This is a genomic window from Rhizobium sp. 2MFCol3.1 (genome assembly GCF_000377565.1).
Taxonomy (GTDB): Bacteria; Pseudomonadota; Alphaproteobacteria; order Rhizobiales; family Rhizobiaceae; genus Rhizobium.
This window is the reverse complement of sequence record NZ_KB898369.1, coordinates 99,096-118,944: the sequence shown is the minus strand read 5'-3', so window position 1 is coordinate 118,944 and position 19,849 is coordinate 99,096. Positions and strand designations below refer to the sequence as shown.

At 56.1% G+C, this 19,849-nt stretch carries 11 protein-coding genes; 8 read left to right on the top strand and 3 right to left on the bottom strand.

Features of this window, described 5'->3' with window-relative positions:
* The first annotated feature begins 428 nt into the window (after nt 1-428).
* From D460_RS37190 to malQ, 6 genes are all read left to right on the top strand, one after another.
* On the top strand, nt 429-677 hold the full coding sequence (locus tag D460_RS37190) for a DUF2934 domain-containing protein (protein WP_018901431.1): 249 nt from the start codon (nt 429-431) through the stop codon (nt 675-677).
* Between the two features lie 60 nt (nt 678-737).
* Nucleotides 738-914: a hypothetical protein gene (locus tag D460_RS36160; protein WP_018901430.1), complete on the top strand. Its 177-nt coding sequence runs from the start codon at nt 738-740 to the stop codon at nt 912-914.
* A 664-nt stretch (nt 915-1,578) separates the two neighbouring features.
* The gene (locus D460_RS0125440; RefSeq protein WP_018901428.1) at nt 1,579-4,782 is read left to right on the top strand and encodes a maltotransferase domain-containing protein; all 3,204 of its coding nucleotides are present in this window, start codon (nt 1,579-1,581) and stop codon (nt 4,780-4,782) included.
* Between the two features lie 16 nt (nt 4,783-4,798).
* Nucleotides 4,799-8,080 carry a maltose alpha-D-glucosyltransferase gene (treS, locus tag D460_RS0125435; protein ID WP_026283529.1) on the top strand — a complete coding sequence of 1,094 codons (3,282 nt, stop codon included), beginning with the start codon at nt 4,799-4,801 and terminating at the stop codon, nt 8,078-8,080.
* Nucleotides 8,077-10,284 (top strand): 1,4-alpha-glucan branching protein GlgB, encoded by a 2,208-nt coding sequence (glgB, locus tag D460_RS0125430; protein WP_018901426.1) that lies wholly within the window; start codon nt 8,077-8,079, stop codon nt 10,282-10,284. The genes treS and glgB overlap by 4 nt, the downstream gene beginning before the upstream one ends.
* Nucleotides 10,285-11,222: 938 nt before the next feature.
* Nucleotides 11,223-13,079, top strand: coding sequence for a 4-alpha-glucanotransferase (gene malQ, locus D460_RS0125425; protein ID WP_018901424.1), 1,857 nt, complete (start codon nt 11,223-11,225; stop codon nt 13,077-13,079).
* Nucleotides 13,080-13,440: 361 nt separating this feature from the next.
* Here the strand turns inward: malQ and D460_RS0125420 are convergent, their stop codons facing one another.
* Together D460_RS0125420 and D460_RS33815 are read right to left on the bottom strand one after the other, a co-directional pair.
* Nucleotides 13,441-13,707 (bottom strand): hypothetical protein, encoded by a 267-nt coding sequence (locus tag D460_RS0125420; RefSeq protein ID WP_018901423.1) that lies wholly within the window; start codon nt 13,705-13,707, stop codon nt 13,441-13,443.
* Between the two features lie 153 nt (nt 13,708-13,860).
* Nucleotides 13,861-14,229, bottom strand: a complete 369-nt coding sequence (locus D460_RS33815; RefSeq protein ID WP_018901422.1) for a DUF2934 domain-containing protein — start codon at nt 14,227-14,229, stop codon at nt 13,861-13,863.
* 509 nt (nt 14,230-14,738) lie between these two features.
* On the opposite strand from D460_RS33815, the gene D460_RS36155 reads away from it, so the two are divergent.
* Both D460_RS36155 and D460_RS0125405 read left to right on the top strand, forming a co-directional pair.
* Nucleotides 14,739-14,978, top strand: coding sequence for a hypothetical protein (locus tag D460_RS36155; RefSeq protein ID WP_155947853.1), 240 nt, complete (start codon nt 14,739-14,741; stop codon nt 14,976-14,978).
* Between the two features lie 1,565 nt (nt 14,979-16,543).
* On the top strand, nt 16,544-17,233 hold the full coding sequence (locus D460_RS0125405; RefSeq protein ID WP_018901419.1) for a DUF72 domain-containing protein: 690 nt from the start codon (nt 16,544-16,546) through the stop codon (nt 17,231-17,233).
* 378 nt (nt 17,234-17,611) lie between these two features.
* On the opposite strand, the gene D460_RS0125400 is transcribed toward D460_RS0125405, so the two are convergent.
* Nucleotides 17,612-17,920, bottom strand: coding sequence for a hypothetical protein (locus D460_RS0125400; RefSeq protein ID WP_018901418.1), 309 nt, complete (start codon nt 17,918-17,920; stop codon nt 17,612-17,614).
* Nucleotides 17,921-19,849: the final 1,929 nt, after the last annotated feature.

Below are 19,849 nucleotides of genomic sequence, written 5' to 3'. Positions count from 1 at the left end.
GCGTACTCCTTGTTTAAGCGGCCCCTTCATAGAATCTGTTGATCTGGCGCCCGTGTTGCGCACGCGTGCTACACACCTGCGACTTTCCGATAAGGGTGAACACTTCGAACATCGAGAGGCGGCGCGCGGGATCGTGCGAAAGTCGCCGCTGGCCAGCACTCTGCACTCCGCTGCAAGGCTTAAAGGAAAAACCTATCGCCACGTGTGGCAACGACGGTACGCCGCACCGTCCGGTAGCGTACCGTATCGATCAGGCCGTTCGTGCGTTTACGAGAAAATCGCAATGATGGCGGATGTCGAGACCAAAGATCAGAAAGCTGAGGCCGTCGCATGAGCGCCAAAGGCACGACGCCAAACCCGAATGCCTGAGCACTGGTGTCTCAAAAGGCTAAAGATCAGGCACGCCAGCTCTAACCAAGGAGACGATCATGGACGAGGAAATCCGTAAGGCGGCATACAATCGGTGGGAGGAAGAAGGTCGTCCTGAAGGGCAGCACGAACGCCATTGGCGCGAAGCGGAAGAAGCTCACCGTTCAAATTCAGCCGTCGACCAAAATCGGCCGTCGGATCATGGTGGCGTCGTTCCGCCGGACGAAAGCGAGACATCCTCCGACGCGGTCCCTTCGAACCGACAGGGAAGCTTCAAGCCCGGCGAACTCGCTTCCGAAAACAAGTGATCCTGCGCGGCCAACTCACAAGTCACGATGATAGATCCTCCAACCACTAGCCTGAACACAGTGGAACGCAAAGTCGAGCTCGATCAGACGGTCGACGACGCGATCCAGCTCCTCGTCGAAGAGGCCCATCTCGTCGGTTGGACGCGCGTCGAGTTCCTTACGGCTGTACTCGACGCGGCAAACGCCCGGCTGTCTGTTATCGAGGAGGAGCGCGAACTCGATGAGGGAAGCGCTTGAAGATCGCGACGTACACGTCCTCGCACTTGTGTCGCACGACGCGGCCAAACCGAAATTCGGCAAGCTCATGACGTGCAAAAAGCTTCGTACCGAGCCAAGAAGACTGCAGCGGCGAAGGACGCTCAAAGAGCGGGAGGCCCTTCGCCAAGCTGGAACGGGTACTTACGCGACCGCGCCAGCTAGAACAAAAAAACTGCGTGAGGACGGTGCTTTTGCTCCCGACACTCACGTCTGATGAGCTTTCATTTGTACGCTCTTGATAAGCTGCTTCAGCGAACTGGATTGAACGATCAAACTGGGTGAACCCCAGGCTGCCATTTCGCAACGATTGATGCAAACCGGATCCGCCTTTGCTGGCGCCCATCGTGCTGGAACATGCCATCCGGTCGCACAACGGCGCTGCGACCACATCACGACCGAAGCGCCCCAACGTCCAAGTCTCGTCGCCGAGAACCTAGGCTTATGCCGCTTACTAGGCGGGCAAAAGCGCGCTTTGCGCAGATCATCCGATATCATTTCGATTATAGAATGCTGGCTTCCTTCCAGCCAAATGTATGCACGTGATACCGCGCTGCATGTTGAGGAACAACCGTACCGCCCGCAAGTTTCTAAAGCTCAGTCTAAGGAAATGGCGCGAGCGGCGCCCGCTTTGGAGACAACATCGATGACAACTCCGAGACGCGCGGACAGCCCAGGACCTCGTATTTATTACGTTAATCCGCTGGACCTGCCCCATGCGATGAGCTGGCTTGCCGTGTTCGATCATGCCGCTTCCCTAAACTTTGACACGGTTCTGACGGCTCCTTTCTTCCGAAGGCAGGATCAGGAAGGAAGCATTTTTGCGTCGTCAGATTACGGCTTTGTCGATCCCGCATTGAAACTTTCCAGCGGAATTGAAGAATGCGCCGCGTTTTTATGCGATGCCGCGCGCTTGCGGGGCATCTCTCTTATGATGGATGTCGCATTTTCCGGTGAGGGATCAGCCGGGGGCGATTGCTCCGGCTCGCTCGATCCCAGACGCTCACCATCCGCTCCTTGGCGACATAGTGGTCAAAGTGGCGATTTAGACCGCCTTCTAGGCGTCGTTTCGCGGTTGTCTGCAGCCGGCATCTCTGGGTTTCGTTACTTGGGTCTTGACGAGTTGAGCGAGGCAGATCTGAAGCTCGTTGCTAGTCCGATAGCAGCCAGAAACCAGCCGTTGCGGCTGGTTTATACGCCTGGCACCGATTTCGCCTTTCGCAAAAAGTTACAAGGCCTCGGCTTCGACGGAACGTTTTCCTCACTTGCTTGGTGGAACATGCGCGATGGTTGGCTTCTTGAAGAACACCGCTTGCAAAGACAGTTGGGTCAGCAAGTCGCTTTTCCGGAAGCGCCGTTTGCAAGACGGCTCGCACATGGGACTGAGAGCCGTGAGATACGCCAGCGGAAATGCCTTCGCTCGCTCAGGCTCTCCGCGGAACTTGGCGATGGTATCCTGATCCCTATGGGGTTTGAATACGGGGCCGTCTTACCGCAAGATTCCACGAGGGGTTCGGGCCAAGACTTGCGTATGATGGCCTCAAGCGGTGAGTTCGATATTTCTGCAGCGGTCCGAGAGGTCAACGGCGGGATGGCATCGCGCAAAACCGTCTCGCCGTATGACTGTCAGACCTCCGACCGGGTCAGCGTCATCACCTTCTCGGACGCTCCCGATCTGCGTATCGCAAGCGAGGTCACGTTCCTCGCGATTAACAGAGATCTTCGCAATCCTTCGCCGTACCCACAGGACATCATATCGACGGCGGCGCCGCCATTTTTTCCTGATCTAAAAGCTACACTTGGCCGCCTTTTGCCTGGCGAGGTGGGGAAGCTGCCTGCGGCTGCGCGTCCCGCGATCGCCCTTGAGATCTTGACCTCACCGGAAAAGGCCACCGCGCAATCGCAGCGGATCGCGATAGAAAACATCGAGCCTCAAGTCGACGGGGGACGTTTTCCGGTAAAGCGGGTCGTGGGCGATCTGGTCTGCGTCCAAGCCGACATTTTTTCCGACGGCCACGATCACCTTGCAGCGTCCCTGCTGCACCGCGGTGTAGGCGATGATGTTTGGCACGAATCGCCGCTGCAACTCGATAATAACGATCGCTGGGTTGGAGCATTTCGTCCCGATCGGCTCGGCCGGTTTGAATTTTGCGTTGAGGCCTGGAAAAATCCGTTCGCCATCTACCGGTACGAGCTTTCCAAGAAAGCTGAAGCAGGCCTCGATCTAACGTTGGAACTGATCGAGGGAGAGGCGCTGGTCGGCAAGGCTGTCGCTTCAACGGCGGGTGAGGCAAACGCCACACTACACGCCAAGCTTATCGAGATTGCAGACAGTCTGGCGAAAGCTGACCCGACGGCGAAGACGAGACTGCTGTTATCCTCTCATGTGTCGGATCTGATGTCTGACGCAGATCAGCGACCCTTTCGAGTTCGATCACCGCCCTATTTCGTCGATGCTGAGCGCGTCGAGGCATCATTTGCTAGCTGGTACCAGGTGTTTCCGCGATCGCAGAGCGGAGAGGTGGAACGGCACGGGACTTTCGACGACGTCATCGGTCGTTTGCCGGCAATTCGAGAGATGGGATTCGACGTCCTTTATTTTCCTCCGATCCATCCAATCGGTAGCACCAACAGGAAAGGTCGAAACAACAGCCTTACGTCCACGCCCAATGACCCGGGAAGCCCTTACGCGATCGGCTCGTCCGATGGCGGCCATGATGCCATCCATCCTCAACTTGGCGGGTTTGAATCCTTTCGGCGGTTGATCGCGGCGACAAGAAAGGAGGGTCTGGAACTGGCGTTGGATCTTGCAATTCAAGCATCTCCGGACCACCCTTGGCTGATAGAGCATCCCGGCTGGTTCGAATGGCGGCCAAACGGGACGATCCGCTTTGCCGAAAACCCGCCGAAAAAATACGAGGACATCGTCAACGTCGACTTCTACGCGCAAGACGCAGTACCTGCGCTTTGGGAAGAGTTGCGAGATATCGTTCAGCTTTGGGTCAACGAGGGCGTTAAGCTTTTTCGCGTCGACAATCCGCATACCAAGCCGTTCCCCTTCTGGGAATGGCTGATCGGAGACATCCGCGCGCGACATCCTGAGGTCGTGTTTCTATCCGAAGCGTTCACCAGACCGAAAGTGATGTATCGGCTAGCTAAGGTGGGCTTTTCTCAGTCGTACACGTATTTCACATGGCGCAACACCAGGTGGGAGCTCGAACAGTACATGAGCGAGATCACCCAGACCGAGGCTAAGGAATTCTTTCGGCCTCATTTCTTCGTCAATACGCACGACATCAACCCAGACTTTCTCCAAAACGCGCCTCGGCCAGCGTTTGTCATTCGGGCCAGCCTCGCTGCTACCCTTTCGGGGCTTTGGGGCGTTTACAACGGATTTGAGCTTTGCGAGGGGCGCCCAGACGCCAAACGCAAGGAATACGCTGACAGCGAGAAGTATGAGATCCGCGCGTGGGACTATGACCGCCCCGGCAACATTAAATCAGAAATAACGACGTTGAACCGGATCCGCCGGGAGAATCCTGCTCTTCATTCTCATCTTGGCCTCACTCTTCTCAACTCATCAAATCCGAATGTGATGTTCTTCGAAAAGGCGGCGCCCGGCCGCCATAACGTTCTGCTCATCGCAATCTGCCTCAATCCACACGCGGTAGAAGAAAGCACTGTCGAAATCCCCTTATGGAAGTCCGGTCAGGACGACGGCGGAACGATCGAGGTGGACGACTTGGTCAGCGGCAGCCGGTTCTCGCTTACGGGGAAGTGGCAGACGCTGAGGCTCGATCCATCATATTTGCCATTCGCCATCTGGCGCGTCAGGACAGGAGAAATTTGATATGGACGACGTGTCAATGGGCGAAAGCGCCACGAAGACCGCCAGCGACACCTTGTGGTACAAGGACGCTATCATCTATCAATTGCATATAAAGTCCTTTTACGACGCCAATGGCGACGGGATAGGGGACTTCGAAGGTCTCTTCGAGAAGCTCGATCATATCGCAGCGCTGGGCGTGACGGCGATATGGCTTCTGCCTTTCTTTCCCTCACCCAGGCGCGACGACGGGTATGACATTGCAGATTACGGCAGCGTAAGTCCCGATTATGGGACGATCGACGACTTCCGTAAGTTCGTTGCCGCGGCCCATGATCGCAACATTCGCGTGATAATGGAGCTGGTGATTAATCACACCTCCGACCAGCATCCATGGTTTCAAAGAGCAAGGCTCGCCCCTGCGGATAGTCCGGAGCGCAATTTCTATGTTTGGTCGGACACGGACCAAAAGTTTCCCGAGACCCGCATCATTTTCATAGACACCGAAAAGTCCAACTGGACGTGGGACCAGACGGCCGGGGCGTACTATTGGCACCGTTTCTATTCGCATCAGCCTGACCTGAATTTCGACAATCCGCTCGTCATGAAGGAGCTCCTGTCTGTAATGCGCTTCTGGCTTGAGACGGGTATTGATGGCTTTCGTTTGGATGCGATCCCTTACCTCGTCGAAAGGGAGGGAACGATCAATGAGAATCTGCCGGAAACACACGCGATCTTGAAGCGTATTCGAGCGGCGCTCGATGAAACCCACCCAGGGGTCATGTTGCTCGCCGAAGCCAACCAGTGGCCTGAAGACACCCGTGAATATTTTGGGGAGGGAGACGAGTGCCACATGGCGTTCCATTTCCCACTTATGCCCCGGATGTATATGGCTATCGCTAAGGAAGACCGCTTCCCGATTACCGACATCATGCGGCAGACGCCAGATATTCCTGACACTTGCCAGTGGGCGATATTCCTTAGAAATCACGATGAGCTCACGCTCGAGATGGTGACGGATGCAGAACGCGACTATCTCTGGGATACCTATGCGTCTGACAAGAGGGCACGTATCAATCTGGGCATCCGTCGCCGCCTCGCACCGCTGATGGAGCGTGACCGCAGACGGATTGAGCTAATGAACGCGCTTTTGCTGTCGATGCCCGGCACGCCCGTTCTTTACTATGGTGACGAGATCGGAATGGGTGACAACATCTATCTCGGCGATCGCGACGGCGTTCGCACACCGATGCAGTGGTCTCCCGACCGCAACGGCGGCTTTTCGAAAGCCAATCCTGCGCGGCTCGTCTTACCGCCTGTATCGGACGCTCAATACGGCTATGAGGCTCTCAACGTCGAATCCCAGACCTCTGACGCCCACTCATTGTTGAACTGGACCCGCCGCATGCTAGCGCTGCGCGGCCGCCACCCGGCCTTCGGCAGAGGATCGCTACGCTTTCTCACGCCTGAGAACCGACGCATCCTTGCTTACCTTCGTGAGCACGAAGGGGAGGTCATCTTATGCGTCGCTAATCTATCAAGAGTACCGCAAGCCGTCGAACTCGACCTTTCAGCCTATGAGGGGCGGGTCCCAGTCGAGCTAACGGGAATGTCACCTTTTCCGCCGATCGGACAGCTCACCTACCTTCTTACATTGCCGCCATACGGGTTTTTCTGGTTCCAGCTCACCGATCAATCGGACGGTCCAGCGTGGCGCACAGCTCCGCCCGAGCAACTTCCAGATTTTCACACAGTTGTTATTCGCCGCAGCCTGATGGAGCTCGTGGATGAACCCCAGCACGAGCGGGTGTTGAGTGGCGATATCCTACCAGCATATCTGTCAAGGCGGCGCTGGTTCGGTGCCAAGGACCAAGCACTTCAATCGGCAAGACTGATTTCAGCCACCCCGATCCCCTTTGCCGACGGCGTGGTGTTAGGCGAGCTTGAAGCGACCCTACCTGACCACGTCGAGAGCTATCAGCTCCCGCTTGCCGTCGAATGGGACGACACCACGACCAATATCCTTGGCCAGCAGCTTGCCTTGGCAAGAATCAGACAGGGGCGGCGGGTCGGGTTCCTAACGGACGGCTTTACTGTGGATTCGATGGGACGGGGGATCGTTGAGGGCCTGAAAAACCGGTCGATGATTACCGGTCGCTCCGGCACGATCGAATATATTGGCACCGACCATCTGGACCGCCTTGATATCACCGACCAAATGGAAATCAGGTGGCTCTCGGCCGAACAGTCCAACAGTTCGCTCATTATCGGCGACGTCGCGATGATCAAGCTTATCAGGCACGTGTTCGAGGGTATCCACCCCGAAGTTGAGATGACGCGCTTTCTCACCGAACAAGGATATGAGCATACTGCGCCCCTGCTCGGCGAAATAGCGCGCACCGATGGCGAAGGTCGCCGCTCGACCCTCATCGTCGTTCAAGGAGCTGTCCGCAATCAAGGTGACGCGTGGAACTGGATGCTGGCCAATCTGCGGCGCGTCGCAGACGAAATTGTAACGACGGAAGCCGACCTTGAGCTAGCCGACGACCAACTAGACCCTCTCTTAAATTTCGTTGCCATGGTCGGCCAACGCCTCGGAGAGCTGCATGTCCTCCTGGCCAAGCCGACTGATGATCAATCCTTCGCCCCACGGCATGCCGAGCCGGCTGACGTCGCCGCGATCAAAAAGGCGGTGACCGGCGAGATCGTGTATGCCTTTTCAAAATTAGAGGAACTGAACGACACGGGTGATGACGCGGTCGACGAAGGCGTTCGTAGCTTGCTTGCCCAGAAGGACCAGATACACGAGCTTGCTGCCCAGTGTTCCGAAAAATCTGCGGGGACGTTGCTGACACGTGCACATGGTGATTTTCACCTCGGCCAGATCTTGGTATCGGAAGGCGACGCTGTCATTATCGACTTCGAAGGCGAACCCGCACGAAATCTTGCGGAGCGTCGTGCCAAGACGTCTCCGCTGAGAGACGCGGCAGGCTTGCTTCGCTCGCTTGACTACCTCGTAGCGACAGCAAGCCTTGAGAACGACGCCGTGTCAGATCATCAAGACGAGCGTCGGCGGCTGGTCATCCGCCGGTTCGGCAGCGCCGCTGAGAAGTCGTTTCTCGAAAACTATACCAAGGCGCTTTCGGACTCACGCGACCTGCCAAGCGATCCGGAAACCGTCAGCGAACTTATCGACATTTTCCTCTTAGAAAAGGCGGCTTATGAAATCGCCTACGAAGCGCGAAATAGGCCCAAATGGCTGCCAATTCCGCTTTTCGGATTTTCGAAAATCGTTTCACGTTTGCAGGAAGGTCGCGCATGATGGAGCCGTTGGTGGAAGTAACATCGGATCTCGATCCAAGCGAACTTGCTGCAATCGTAAAGGGCGCGCACGGGGACCCTTTCGCAGTTCTCGGTCCCCACTTGGCATCAGATGGCAGGGTAAAAATCCGTACCTTTGCGCCTGGAGCGATCGGGGTTGAAGTGATCGACCGTGGAGATGGATCGGTTTTGGGGGTGTCCTCGCTTGCTCACGCGCAGGGAATGTTTGAGGCGGCTCTGTTGGGAGAGGCGCCATACAGACTAAGGGTCCTTTGGCCTAACGGCCCCCAAGAGACGGACGACCCATACCGCTTTGCTCCGCTGTTGGGTGACCTCGATCTGCATCTGATATCACAAGGAACTCATTACCGCCTTTCGTCTGCACTCGGCGCCAACCCGCTTGTCGTTGAGGGGGTCACAGGCGTTCGTTTCGCAGTCTGGGCGCCTAACGCGCGTAGGGTTTCTGTGGTCGGAGACTTCAACAGTTGGGATGGTCGACGACATCCAATGCGACTGAGGCGTGACGCCGGAGTCTGGGAACTTTTTATTCCGGACCTGACGGTTGGGGATCGTTACAAGTTTGAGATCCTCGATAGTCAGGGCAACCTACTCGCTCAGAAAGCCGACCCTGTGGCACGGAGTGCCGAAGCTGCGCCATCGACTGCTTCTGTCGTGGCCTCACCTGAGCCCGTCAGATGGCAAGATGCTTCCTGGATGGAAAAACGCGCGACGACTGATGTCATGGACCGACCAATGTCCATCTATGAGGTTCATCCGGGATCGTGGCTGCGGGAGATGTCTGACGGCGGAAGGTCGCTTGATTGGTTCGAGCTTTCGCAGCGACTGGTGCCATATGTCAAAGAGATGGGCTTTACCCATATCGAGTTGATGCCGATCATGGAGTACCCGTTTGGCGGATCGTGGGGATATCAGCCCTTGGGACTTTTCGCGCCGACCGGAAGGTACGGCACTCCCGAGGACTTCGGATATTTCGTCAACCGCTGTCACGAAAACGATATAGGCGTTATTCTAGACTGGGTTCCGGCCCATTTCCCAAGTGACGTTTGGGGCTTGGCTCGCTTTGACGGCACCGCACTGTACGAGCATGAGGACCCACGAGAAGGGTATCACCATGATTGGAATACTCTGATCTATAATCTCGGGCGATCCGAGGTTAAGAACTTCCTGATTGCTAGCGCTCTCGAATGGCTGGAACGGTATCATGTCGACGGTCTGCGGGTCGATGCAGTAGCCTCAATGCTGTACAGGGACTACAGCCGTCCGGAAGGGGAGTGGATTCCCAACCGATTTGGCGGTCGAGAGAACCTGGAAGCGATTGAGTTCTTCAAGCACCTCAACAGCATCGTCCATGAACGCCATCCGGGCGTGTTGATGATTGCCGAAGAATCGACAGCCTTTCCAAAAGTAACCGGTTCGCCTGCTTATGGAGGATTGGGTTTCGACATGAAGTGGAACATGGGGTGGATGCACGACACACTTCATTACATGTCGGATGACCCGGTCTATCGGAAGTATCACCATGGCTCCATGGTGTTCGGGATGGTCTACGCCTATGATGAGCGGTTTGTCCTACCGTTCTCACACGACGAGGTGGTGCACGGCAAGGGCTCGATGCTGGGGAAGATGCCCGGTGACGACTGGCAAAAGTTTGCAAACTTAAGAGCCCTTTTCGCCTTCATGTGGGGCCATCCAGGCAAAAAGCTGCTGTTCATGGGTTGCGAGATCGGTCAGCGAAGCGAATGGAACCATGACGGTTCGGTCGAATGGGATTTGCTTGACGATCCTCGTCATCGAGGGCTCCAGAGATTAGTCAGAGATCTCAACCGAGTGTATTCGCATTTTCCGAGCCTTCAGCACGGTGATCTGCATTCAGATGGGTTCGAGTGGGCGGTCGTCGACGATTCTGAGCAATCAGTTGTAGCTATGATCCGGTATGATGAGACGCGAAGCACCGCTTGCCTGGTTGTTTCGAACTTTACCCCCGTGCCTCGCCACGCCTATAGGATAGGCGTGCCGTTCGAGGGCCTATGGCGCAGACTTTTGAGCACCGACGATAGCGTCTACGGTGGGTCGGGAGTGGATACGCTGGACGCCACCGGCCAACCCGTTCCCGCTCACGGTCGTGCAGCTTCAATCGAGACCGATTTACCGCCGTTATCAACGCTTATCTTTATCAGAGAGTGATAACTGCTGCTTGCGCCGAGGTAGACGGTCCAGTGATTTCCTTGCGCGCAGGGCCATTCGCTTCAGCTTCGTCTGTCGCATCCTGCGATCTCATCGTTACAACAGGTGCGTCCTCGTATTCAGGTCATGGTTGTGAGGCTTCCAATCTAATCGTGCCCCAAATAGTGAAGTCATTGGCCGCCATGCTGCAGCCTTGGACTTTGGATGTGCATGCTAAAGCGGCGGGCGGCGGCTTTCAGGCTTTGCTCATGTCCGTTTACGAGGAAACTTCGAAAGTGGTTGTTGGTCGCCATTTACTGGATCGGGGGTACCTGACGCCAGTGCGTCACACGAACAATCAAGGAGAGGGCCGAAGAACCGACGCCCAGCATCGGCTCTCGGCGCCTGGATAAGTGACGACTAAAACGTTTGCTCAACGTGGTCAAAGGCGTAGTCGCCAGTGCTACCCATATGTCGGCAAACCTTGGTGGCGTCACCGGCTTGCCCGGCGTCTTAGATCGTCAGGCGCGCTCAGTTGAGTGTCGCTAAGTACACGGCGGCTTTCGTTTTGGAACTCAAGTCTATTTTAGAGGTTGTTAGCAACCATTCACCCGTTGGAGACTGCCAATGACACCGTCCGTAGCGCTTTTCGATGGAGCCATATCACGGATCGATAGGGCCGCGGCGTTGGCACTTGCCGCGGAGTTCAGGGTCGCAGCACTCGGGCGCATCAGAGGTGAGATATCTTCAACGTTCGATGCAATCGCAAAAGCTAGGCGCCAACCGTTGCCCAGCACGCAGACATTTCCAACGAGCATCTCCAGCGCCGCCGTCGGGTGAAGTTGTCTTTTAACTCGGTTCGGTAGCAACGATGTCCTTCGGCCTTGCTGCGTCGCGGCCGTAATTGGTTTTCGCTGCCATTTGAGGCGCGACGACACATTTGGCAGAAAGAGAAAACCATGAGATCGAAACTTGACCGGCTTGCGGACGCACACGGGATCGGCCTCACAAGGCCAGACCCCGAGAACGCGGAGGTGGCAATCACTGAGGCTACCAAGCGGAAAATTCTTGCAGCGTTGGGGGTGGATATTGACCGCGGCGGCTGCGAAGCGGCGTCAAACACGGCACCCGTGCAATCGATGGCCAAGCCTACACCCAAGTCCTTTTTACCTGCTTGCTTGAGACGAAACCGTCTTTGGGGGATAAGCCTGCAGCTCTACGAGCTTCGTTCAGCGCGCAACTGGGGCATAGGCGACTTCGAAGATCTTGTGCAAATGATCACACTAGCCGGTTCCCTTGGCGCTGACTTCGTCGGTCTTAATCCACTGCATGCACCGTTTCTGGCCGACCCAAATCGATGCAGCCCTTATGAACCGTCGAACCGGCAAATGCTGAACCCACTTTATATAGCAGTGGATAAGGTCCCAGGTTTTGAGAGCGACCCAGAGCTAGATGCGCGATTGGGAGAGTTGAGGCGAACCGACCTCGTAGACTATGTAGGCGTCACCGAAACGAAGATCACGGCATTGCTTGATTTGTGGAAGAAATTTCGAGCATTGAGGGGAAAATTGACGAGTGAATGGAAGAAATTCAACGCTTTCGTTGAAGATGGAGGTGAAGTTCTTCGACGGCACGCTTTGTTCGAAACCTTGTCGTCGCACATGGGCACGCTGGGAAGAGGCACGGGCTGGCAATCATGGCCACTCGAATACCAGCGCGCCGATTGCCCAGAGATTGTCGTGTTTGCCAAAGAACATGCAGAAACGATCGACTTTCATATGTGGCTGCAATGGCTTTCTCATCAGCAATTGACCAGTGCCGCAGACGCTGCTCGCAAACATGGCCTCCGGATTGGCCTATATCTTGACCTAGCTGTTGGCGAAGCGGTCGACGGGTCAGCCACCTGGAGCGAACGTGAAGCGTACATCGCCGATGCTACTATAGGGAGCCCCCCTGACCCGTTCGCAACAAAAGGACAGGACTGGCGCTTGGCAGCCCTTCATCCCGCGGCAATAGCGGCAGGAGAGCGTGCACCTTTCCGGCGCATGCTTTGCACAGCCATGCGTTATGCGGGGGCCATCAGGATCGATCACGCAGCGGCTCTGCGACGACTTTTCCTCGTTCCAGTCGAATGCACGCCGGATCAAGGGGCTTATGTCGACTATCCGCAGAACGAACTGTTGCAGATCTTGTCCGAGACCTCCAAAAAGTTTCGGTGTCTCGTCATCGGGGAGGACCTGGGGATCCTTCCCGACGGCTTGCAAGAAAATCTGGCCGCGGCTCAAGTTTTGTCCTACCGCATTTTATCCTACGAGCGTGACGAGCACGGGTTCAAGCCCGCGGATACGTATCCTCGGCTGTCGATTGCGTGCATTTCCACTCATGATCATCAAACGTTGGCTGGCTGGTGGCGTGGCGCGGATATCAAGGCCCGACTGCAACATGGGATTGTGCCCCCAGATTTGACCAAGACCCACCTTGAAGAAAGGCGTCACGAACGCGAGGATCTCTGGAATGCACTCGACGATGCTGGCACACATCCATCTGCTGAACCGCCACCACCGACCGCCAGCGACAGCAAGTTGGACGATTTGGTCGTGCGTGCTCACAAATTTATTGCCAAGACTTCATCATCGCTCGTTTCCGTTCGGTTAGCCGACATGACTGCCGAAAGGCGTCCTACGAACATTCCCGGCACGAGCAACAGTTACCCGAACTGGAAACCAAAGTTGTCTCTCGACTTGGATCATCTAACCGGCCAACCGCTGCTGTTAAGGATCTGCGATGCGATGCGCGAGGAGCGATCGACGTCTTAAGTTGGTAAACGCTTCTGAGCAGATCGGCTGGCCGAGCTCTGCGATAAACTCGATGGTGCTCGACCGGCGTCCCCGAGACAGGGCTCCGGGGCGGCCAGCCGCTTCACGTGCCCGAGTTCCTTGACGTTCATTATGCCCTGAACTGCGTTCTCCTTGACGAATATCCCGGAGCCAGCAGTCGAGAGTCTGGTGAGAATAACGCCCCGTGGACGCAATGTCGTGAACCAGAAGGCCACCGCGCACAAGCCGGCGAAGCATGCAATCGCAGTCAAAGAACCAACTGATCTTATTCTCGGCAGGCAAACGTCCTACAGTCGTGACTTTGCAGCCCGAGGCTGGTTAACAGTCTCGAGCGCATTCGCTATTGTCCAGGCAGTTCTTCGGTATGCGTCGGACCGGCCGGGAGCTTTTCTTCGGAATGCTCCCTGTCCGCAGCACGGATGGGTGCTGTCGCGAAGGATGACACGTAAAGCGATACCCCAACGGCAACTGCCGCAAAGAGGAAAGCCGCGCCGATCGAAAATGCGGCACGCTTCGGATCCTCTTTCATCATTCCAAAAGCCAGTGCAAATCCCAGCAGGGCGGCACCGCCTACAACAGCGACAAGCCAGATATAATTCAAGGCCATTCTCCACTTTGTGCGACACCAGGGGCCCAGAGCACTTCGATCGGAGCCAATGCGCTCATCGCTACTGGCGTGGATTTGACGGGCTGCATTGTTGCCCTCTCAACGCGAAGGGTTGCTCGGGCTTGGGCAATCTCACCGGCCGGGCAGCGACTGCTAGCGAGCGCGCGACGTCACGGACGAGCCGGCCTTGCCACCGCCGTCCGCTCCGGCTTCCCCGTTGACGTTCCTCCTTTGCTCGAAGTCGGAAATTGCCTGCTCCCAATGATCAGCATGTCGGCCTTCGGGGCGACCTGCTTGCTCCCACAACGAGTAAGCACGCTGGCTGATCCACTCGTGACGTTCGCGCTCAAGGTCAGACACTGTTTGACCATGGCTTAAGGAAAGGCCAGTTCCGCCGGCTTGCCTCGTCGTCTCTTCGTCAAGACCAGGGGCTGTGCCTGGCTCTTCGCCCGAGGACTTTTCCGCTCGTTCCAGGTGCGAATGCTTTTTTGGTGTGTTCACGGGATTTCGAACCTTTTTCATTGGCATTCCTGTCCATTTCTTGGTGTACGTTAGAAAAGTGACCCACAGCAATCGGGCGGACGTCCCAGCGGGATCGTGCTCAATGGGGTCCGCCCCTTTGGAAAAGGGGGCCGATTTCCGTTCGTTGTTGAACCAATCAACCTCGATAGGTCCCTGTTGTTCCCAAGAAAAGCGCCTACGACGTTAACGTGTCCGGCTTTGAACCTGAAGCTATCCTGGGTCTTACATAAGCAACATCTTCACGAGCGATCCATTTGTGCGCCCTTACTGGAATTTGGCCTTCGTTTGGCTCAAGCAAGGGTTTGATTGGCCCAGAACTCAGCTTGCAAATGCAGTGGATCGTGGAGGCGGGGCTCCTGCACGGGCGCAACTTGTGCAATCCAATTAATCTGGCCGTCGCCGCTTTTTACCGCAATTGTGGGGCGGATCCAGCAACTGCGGCTGACGGAACAATTACTTGCCGGTGCGGTTTGCAATGCATCCGTTCTCAAACGACGAGAGATTTCAAGATGAGTGGATCGAAACAGCCCGGAACCGATGATAGCCGCGTCTCAGATGGTGCGGACAAGCGACGTGAAGAACTCGCGGGACAAGCCGCCAAAGGACTACGCACGGCATTGCGCGACCAGGTTTCAAGCCCGGACGCGCAGTCAGCCACGGATAAGTTGAAGAAAAGCCCGTCGTCTGAAGCGCTGGGCTCTTCTGCAGAAGAAGCAGTTGAAGACGGGGAAGGTGCAGGCAAGCAATAACCCTTTGCCAAGCGGAAAGGCAGCTGCAAACAAAATCCGGATCGGCTTGGTTTCGCAGCTGGCATGCTCGCGGGATGGACCGTCATTGTCGTTAGCAACGTCCCGCCGCCAAGCGCGTGAGGTACGGCCGACCTGCGCTTGGACCGCTGCTTGCCTTTCAGTTGTTAATCCCTTCGCGTTGAGACGGCACACTCGGCAAGGGAAAAACAGTTCCCGCTTTCAAGCGGAAGAAAATTGTAAAACGGAGGTCGACGCGCGCAAGACGTCGGATCCGCGTGAAGAAGGGTTACCGACCTGATTGCTGGGCCGGCGTTCATGTTAACGCCACGGTAACGGACAGCCGACCCAGCACCAAGCGGCGAAGGGCCGCTGCAACATAAGACCCTTCGCCATGCCGACGGGGTTGAACCGGAAGTCTCCCGCGCCGACCTGACTAAAACCTTGATGAAAGACCAGAGTTCCAAGTCTCTTTCGCCAATCTGATGCGCCGGCCACCTGCGCATCGCGCCTCTGCGGCCGTCGGCAACGAAAGCCTTTCGCCGCTCTCCGTCGGCGAGCAGCTTACGCACGCAGTCGACACCCGGGAATTTTATGCCGGCCGGAAGCTCCCCTAGTGGAACAAATGCACTAGCTCTTGGTTGGCATTAGACACTGCTAAAGAAGGAGAAGAAGATGCCTCCGATGTCTCTCAACACCCGGATCGAGAAAAGACCGGCAACTTCGAATAAGCTGACTCCCCGCTCGAAACCAAATGCTTTGCGGAACGCACAGGTGATACCTCCCTATCGAGTTGACCTGACGTTGATGCCAACCACGCTCGATCAAATAATTACCCGACCTCTCGTTGGTCGGGACCACTGATCGCTTTACATGGCAAAGCCCAGCATAAACCGCGTGTCACACAGGTACGTCTATTGCTCGATCTCGATCCCCACGAACTGGGGCGAACCGGAGCACCAGATATGACGGAAGTTCTAGGACGAGTATCATTCGCCCTCCCGCTCAGCATGACTTCGCGGTTCCGTAGCTCGGAAGCCAGTTGAACATTAAATGCCATTTGTAGACGTCTGCAAAAACGATGCCCTCGGGATAACCCGCAACTCTACGATCGAAAATTGTTCAGGCGGTGTTCGACGCGCTGGCGATTGCCCGAGGTCAGTCGGTTATGCCACGGGCAAGTTTCTGCCGTCGTATGGATTATTCGACATGCCCATTCGCCACCAGGGTGTCGCCAGCGCTTTTATCGGGCCGATGACGGACTTCCTAGCGATCTGGTTCGCAAGTTTGGTAGAGCTCCTTCGAGACGGATGCTTTTAGACGACACGATCATGCTCTCGATGGAGAGCCACCTCGGGCGAAGCGCCAACTGCAAGGCCATCTACTTCCAAGAAGCGCGGCGGGCGTTGTGCCGAGATTTGTGACTATCCGTTTAAGGCCTGCGGCTCGTTGTAGCGGCACAACTCTTTCTCAGGCGCTACTCCCCGACAGAACGCTGGATTGATGCCGAACCTAAAAACACCTTTTTCGTTTCGCCTCGTTGGCCGCCACTTTTCAAGGAGAATGATTTGCCCATCATTGCCACCGCGGGCTGGTCCATTCCAAAAAATATCGCTGACCGATTTGCAACGGGAGGAAGCAGTCTCACCAGATATGCCTCGGTACTCAATGGGGTCGAGATAAACTCGACCTTTTATCGCAGGCACAAGAGGTCCACCTTTGCCCGATGGGCGGACGCTGTCCCGGACAGCTTTCAGTTCGCGGTTAAGATGCCGAAAGACATCACCCACGCCCACGCGATGAAATGCGTTGCTGGCGCCTTCAGCACCTTCATTGAAGATATTGAGCCGCTCGGGAAAAAGCGGGGGCCGCTACTTTGCCAAATGCCGCCATCTCTCGCATTCGACGCTGGAATCGAAAGCGCGTTCCAGGCAATGCGAGACTGCGATGATGGCCCGATCGTCGTCGAGGCCAGGCATGAGAGCTGGACGTCGGCCGATGCATTGAAGCTGCTGAATACCTACGCTCTTGATCGAGTTTTCGCAGATCCTTCCCCCGTCTGGAAAGCGGATGAATTTGAAACCCCGCCAAAATACTTACGACTGCATGGCAGGCCAAAGATCTACTATTCCAGCTACACCGCAGATGAAATCAGATCGTTCTCCGACATGGTGGCGTCCGACGGCTGGTGCGTGTTCGACAACACTGCCGCGGGCGCGGCGATCGATAATGCTCTCACCGTGCTTGAAGACCTCTGACGATCGAGCGCGTCCGCATGGTACTTCCACCTCCTAAACTTCCTGGGATGCCTCCTTGCGGCCCGCCATGAAACGCGGTGGCGTCCAGTCGTCGTAAAGGTTAGAGGTCACTAGCGTAACCGGCACCCGAGATACACAGAGCTTTGAACAAGCCGACGGTTGGACTCGGTCTACGAGAGCGGCACGCTTCTAATGAAAGATAAGTGTGGCCGGTAAATCCTGTCTCGACGATCAGAGCGTCAAATCCTTTGAGTTCCAGCCAGCGGGCTGGCGCGTAGAGGTCGCCACTTCTTGGCGCTGTGTCCTTGGCCATGCCGTAAAACGGTAAGAGGACCAAAGGCCGCCGTCATCGTGATGGGCGGCCTTCGCTGTGAACCCTCAGTTGTTGTGGGCTGCGCAGGCTTCGTCTTCCGGCGTGGCGTTGCTCTTGCCACCCTGTGTCTGAAGCTTCCCGGATCCCGCGCTGCTGGCCGGATTGGCACACTTCGTTTTGTCCATCTTCATTGTGCTTCCGGTGGACGTCTTATCCACAGCCTTAGGTTTTTTCATGTCGGTGGTCGCGCCACCGCCAGTATCACCGTGGTTCTTGTCAATTGTCGAGCCAGCCGGCGCGGGGTTGGACTGAGCGAAAGCGGTGGTCGACATGCCAGCCACCAAGAGTGCCGTGGCGATGATCTTAATACGCATTGCAATTCCTCCTCAGGATTTTGCGTTTTCGACCTCAGCTTAACAACGGCTCGTTTACGTTGTTCCCAGTTTCAAAGGAAAATCTCGGAATGCTGGAATGACTAGGCTCAGCCTGGGGTTTGGCGTAGACGTGGAAGCATGGAAGGACGTTGAGCCGACATTGGGCGACGTGAGGTCATCTATAACTTATCCAAAGTGATTGCTTTCAATCGCGTCGCTCGCGGTGTGACCTCATCTAGATATGAAAACCGCGGATCGTTCGGTTCATCCATATAGACCACGGTGATATCTCGATTGACGGTTCGCTGTCGAACACAGCTCTGCCTTTTTCACCTGCCGACGTCAGTGACCGAAGCGTTATGTCGGTTCCAATTCACTGCGATCAGGTTGCCGTCCGCCGCGGTACCGCAATGAAAACGATCGCCGATACAAAAAGAACCCCGCATAAAGCGGGGTCAGGGGTGCTGCAGGAGCAGCGGACATTTTGATCATAGCACCGACCTTTTCCACTTCAAGGACTTTTCGCGTCTCTTATCGCCAAACGCCATTAACGCGGACACCGACTTGGAAAAAAACGTATCATGCCGTTAGCATGTTGAGCCGGGCCGACAATATTCCCGTTAAGTTCCCTCGGGATTTGGCCCGACGGGTTGGTGCCTGCCTTTGGCGTAATCGGTAATCACAGTCATCACGACAGTTGCTTCTGAGAGGCTACCTGTAGAGCGCCACTCGCGTGGTTGGAAGGAGGGAAGGGAGAGCCGACGAGCGCTTAGCCCTCCAGATGGTGCTTTGCTCTGCGGAGGATCGCAATAGCGCAGCTCAGCGTGACGGCTCGCTGTTCCTCTAGCCTATAGCCAGCCTACAACGGTTCATGTCCAGTTCATAGCCAAAGCGCCATGGTACTAACATTACCACTGGAAAGGCATAACCATGAATAGAATCTTTTCCCGTATCAATACAGCCGTGGTTGCGGTTGTCATGACGGCTTCGAGCTTTGGCTTGGCTGCTGCCGCTCCGCTTTCCGCGCAACACACGCAGGTGACATCGGCGGTGGAACTCGTCCAGTACCGCGATCACCATCGACGTGACTGGCGCCGACACCACCACCCGCGCGACCGCTACGAGCGTCGGCACGGCCGCCCCGGCTACTGGAACGGGCATAGAGGGTACCGTGAATACCGCAGGGGCTACCGTCGACATAGTGATGGCTATTACTACCCGCGGTCGGTATTCCAGCTTTATATCCGATGAGACGGTCTTGATATTCGCCGAATGCTTAGCCCCGTCAGCAATGGCGGGGTTTTTCGTTGGTTCATTTCAGTCGGAGAGGCTACAATGAAAGCCTTTGTCATCGTTGCTGTAGTTGTCGCTGGCGCATCCTTCACGGTCACTGCCATCGGTTGCGCGCACTACGAGCCTGCGGGCCGAGCGCTCTGGTGGGCGCCGTAGCGTTTGGCTTTCATAGCGCACGGTTTCGCCAGAACACTCGCTTTTGGGGCGCTATTTTTGTCGCTCGCTTTGCCCATCGAACGCGCTACCGAACTTCTTGTTCATGGAAAGTTTCTCACCTGAGGCTTTGACTTGAAACCTGCTCGCAACTGTTCGTCATTGCGAGAGGCGGTTGCACGACCTAAAAGCTGGATGCCAAGGCATCGACATCCTCGCGAGGCCGAATCCTTTTTTGCCGCCTGTCCCAGGAAGTGGACGGTGGCTCGATTAGTCGATTGGATTTTTTCGGTCAAGCCATGTGCTTAGACTTCCGCGCAGGGCGACACGCAAGCGGCAGCATTGAAAAAAATTCCCCCGGTGCGAGCCGGGGGATAAAGGGAGGCGACCACGGGGACACTTGACGCGGTCAATGTAAGAACCTTTCAAAGATGAAGAAGTTCCGACGCTCCTGAGGTTCTGGAGCCGCCTGTCTTTGCGCAT

Excerpts from the sequence above, each read along its gene's own strand:
- D460_RS0125400 (WP_018901418.1), bottom strand. The coding sequence starts at position 17,920 with ATGCGTATTAAGATCATCGCCACGGCACTCTTGGTGGCTGGCATGTCG.
- glgB (WP_018901426.1), top strand. The coding sequence starts at position 8,077 with ATGATGGAGCCGTTGGTGGAAGTAACATCGGATCTCGATCCAAGCGAA.
- D460_RS0125440 (WP_018901428.1), top strand. The coding sequence starts at position 1,579 with ATGACAACTCCGAGACGCGCGGACAGCCCAGGACCTCGTATTTATTAC.
- treS (WP_026283529.1), top strand. The coding sequence starts at position 4,799 with ATGGGCGAAAGCGCCACGAAGACCGCCAGCGACACCTTGTGGTACAAG.
- D460_RS33815 (WP_018901422.1), bottom strand. The coding sequence starts at position 14,229 with ATGAAAAAGGTTCGAAATCCCGTGAACACACCAAAAAAGCATTCGCAC.
- D460_RS0125420 (WP_018901423.1), bottom strand. The coding sequence starts at position 13,707 with ATGGCCTTGAATTATATCTGGCTTGTCGCTGTTGTAGGCGGTGCCGCC.
- D460_RS37190 (WP_018901431.1), top strand. The coding sequence starts at position 429 with ATGGACGAGGAAATCCGTAAGGCGGCATACAATCGGTGGGAGGAAGAA.
- D460_RS36155 (WP_155947853.1), top strand. The coding sequence starts at position 14,739 with ATGAGTGGATCGAAACAGCCCGGAACCGATGATAGCCGCGTCTCAGAT.
- malQ (WP_018901424.1), top strand. The coding sequence starts at position 11,223 with ATGAGATCGAAACTTGACCGGCTTGCGGACGCACACGGGATCGGCCTC.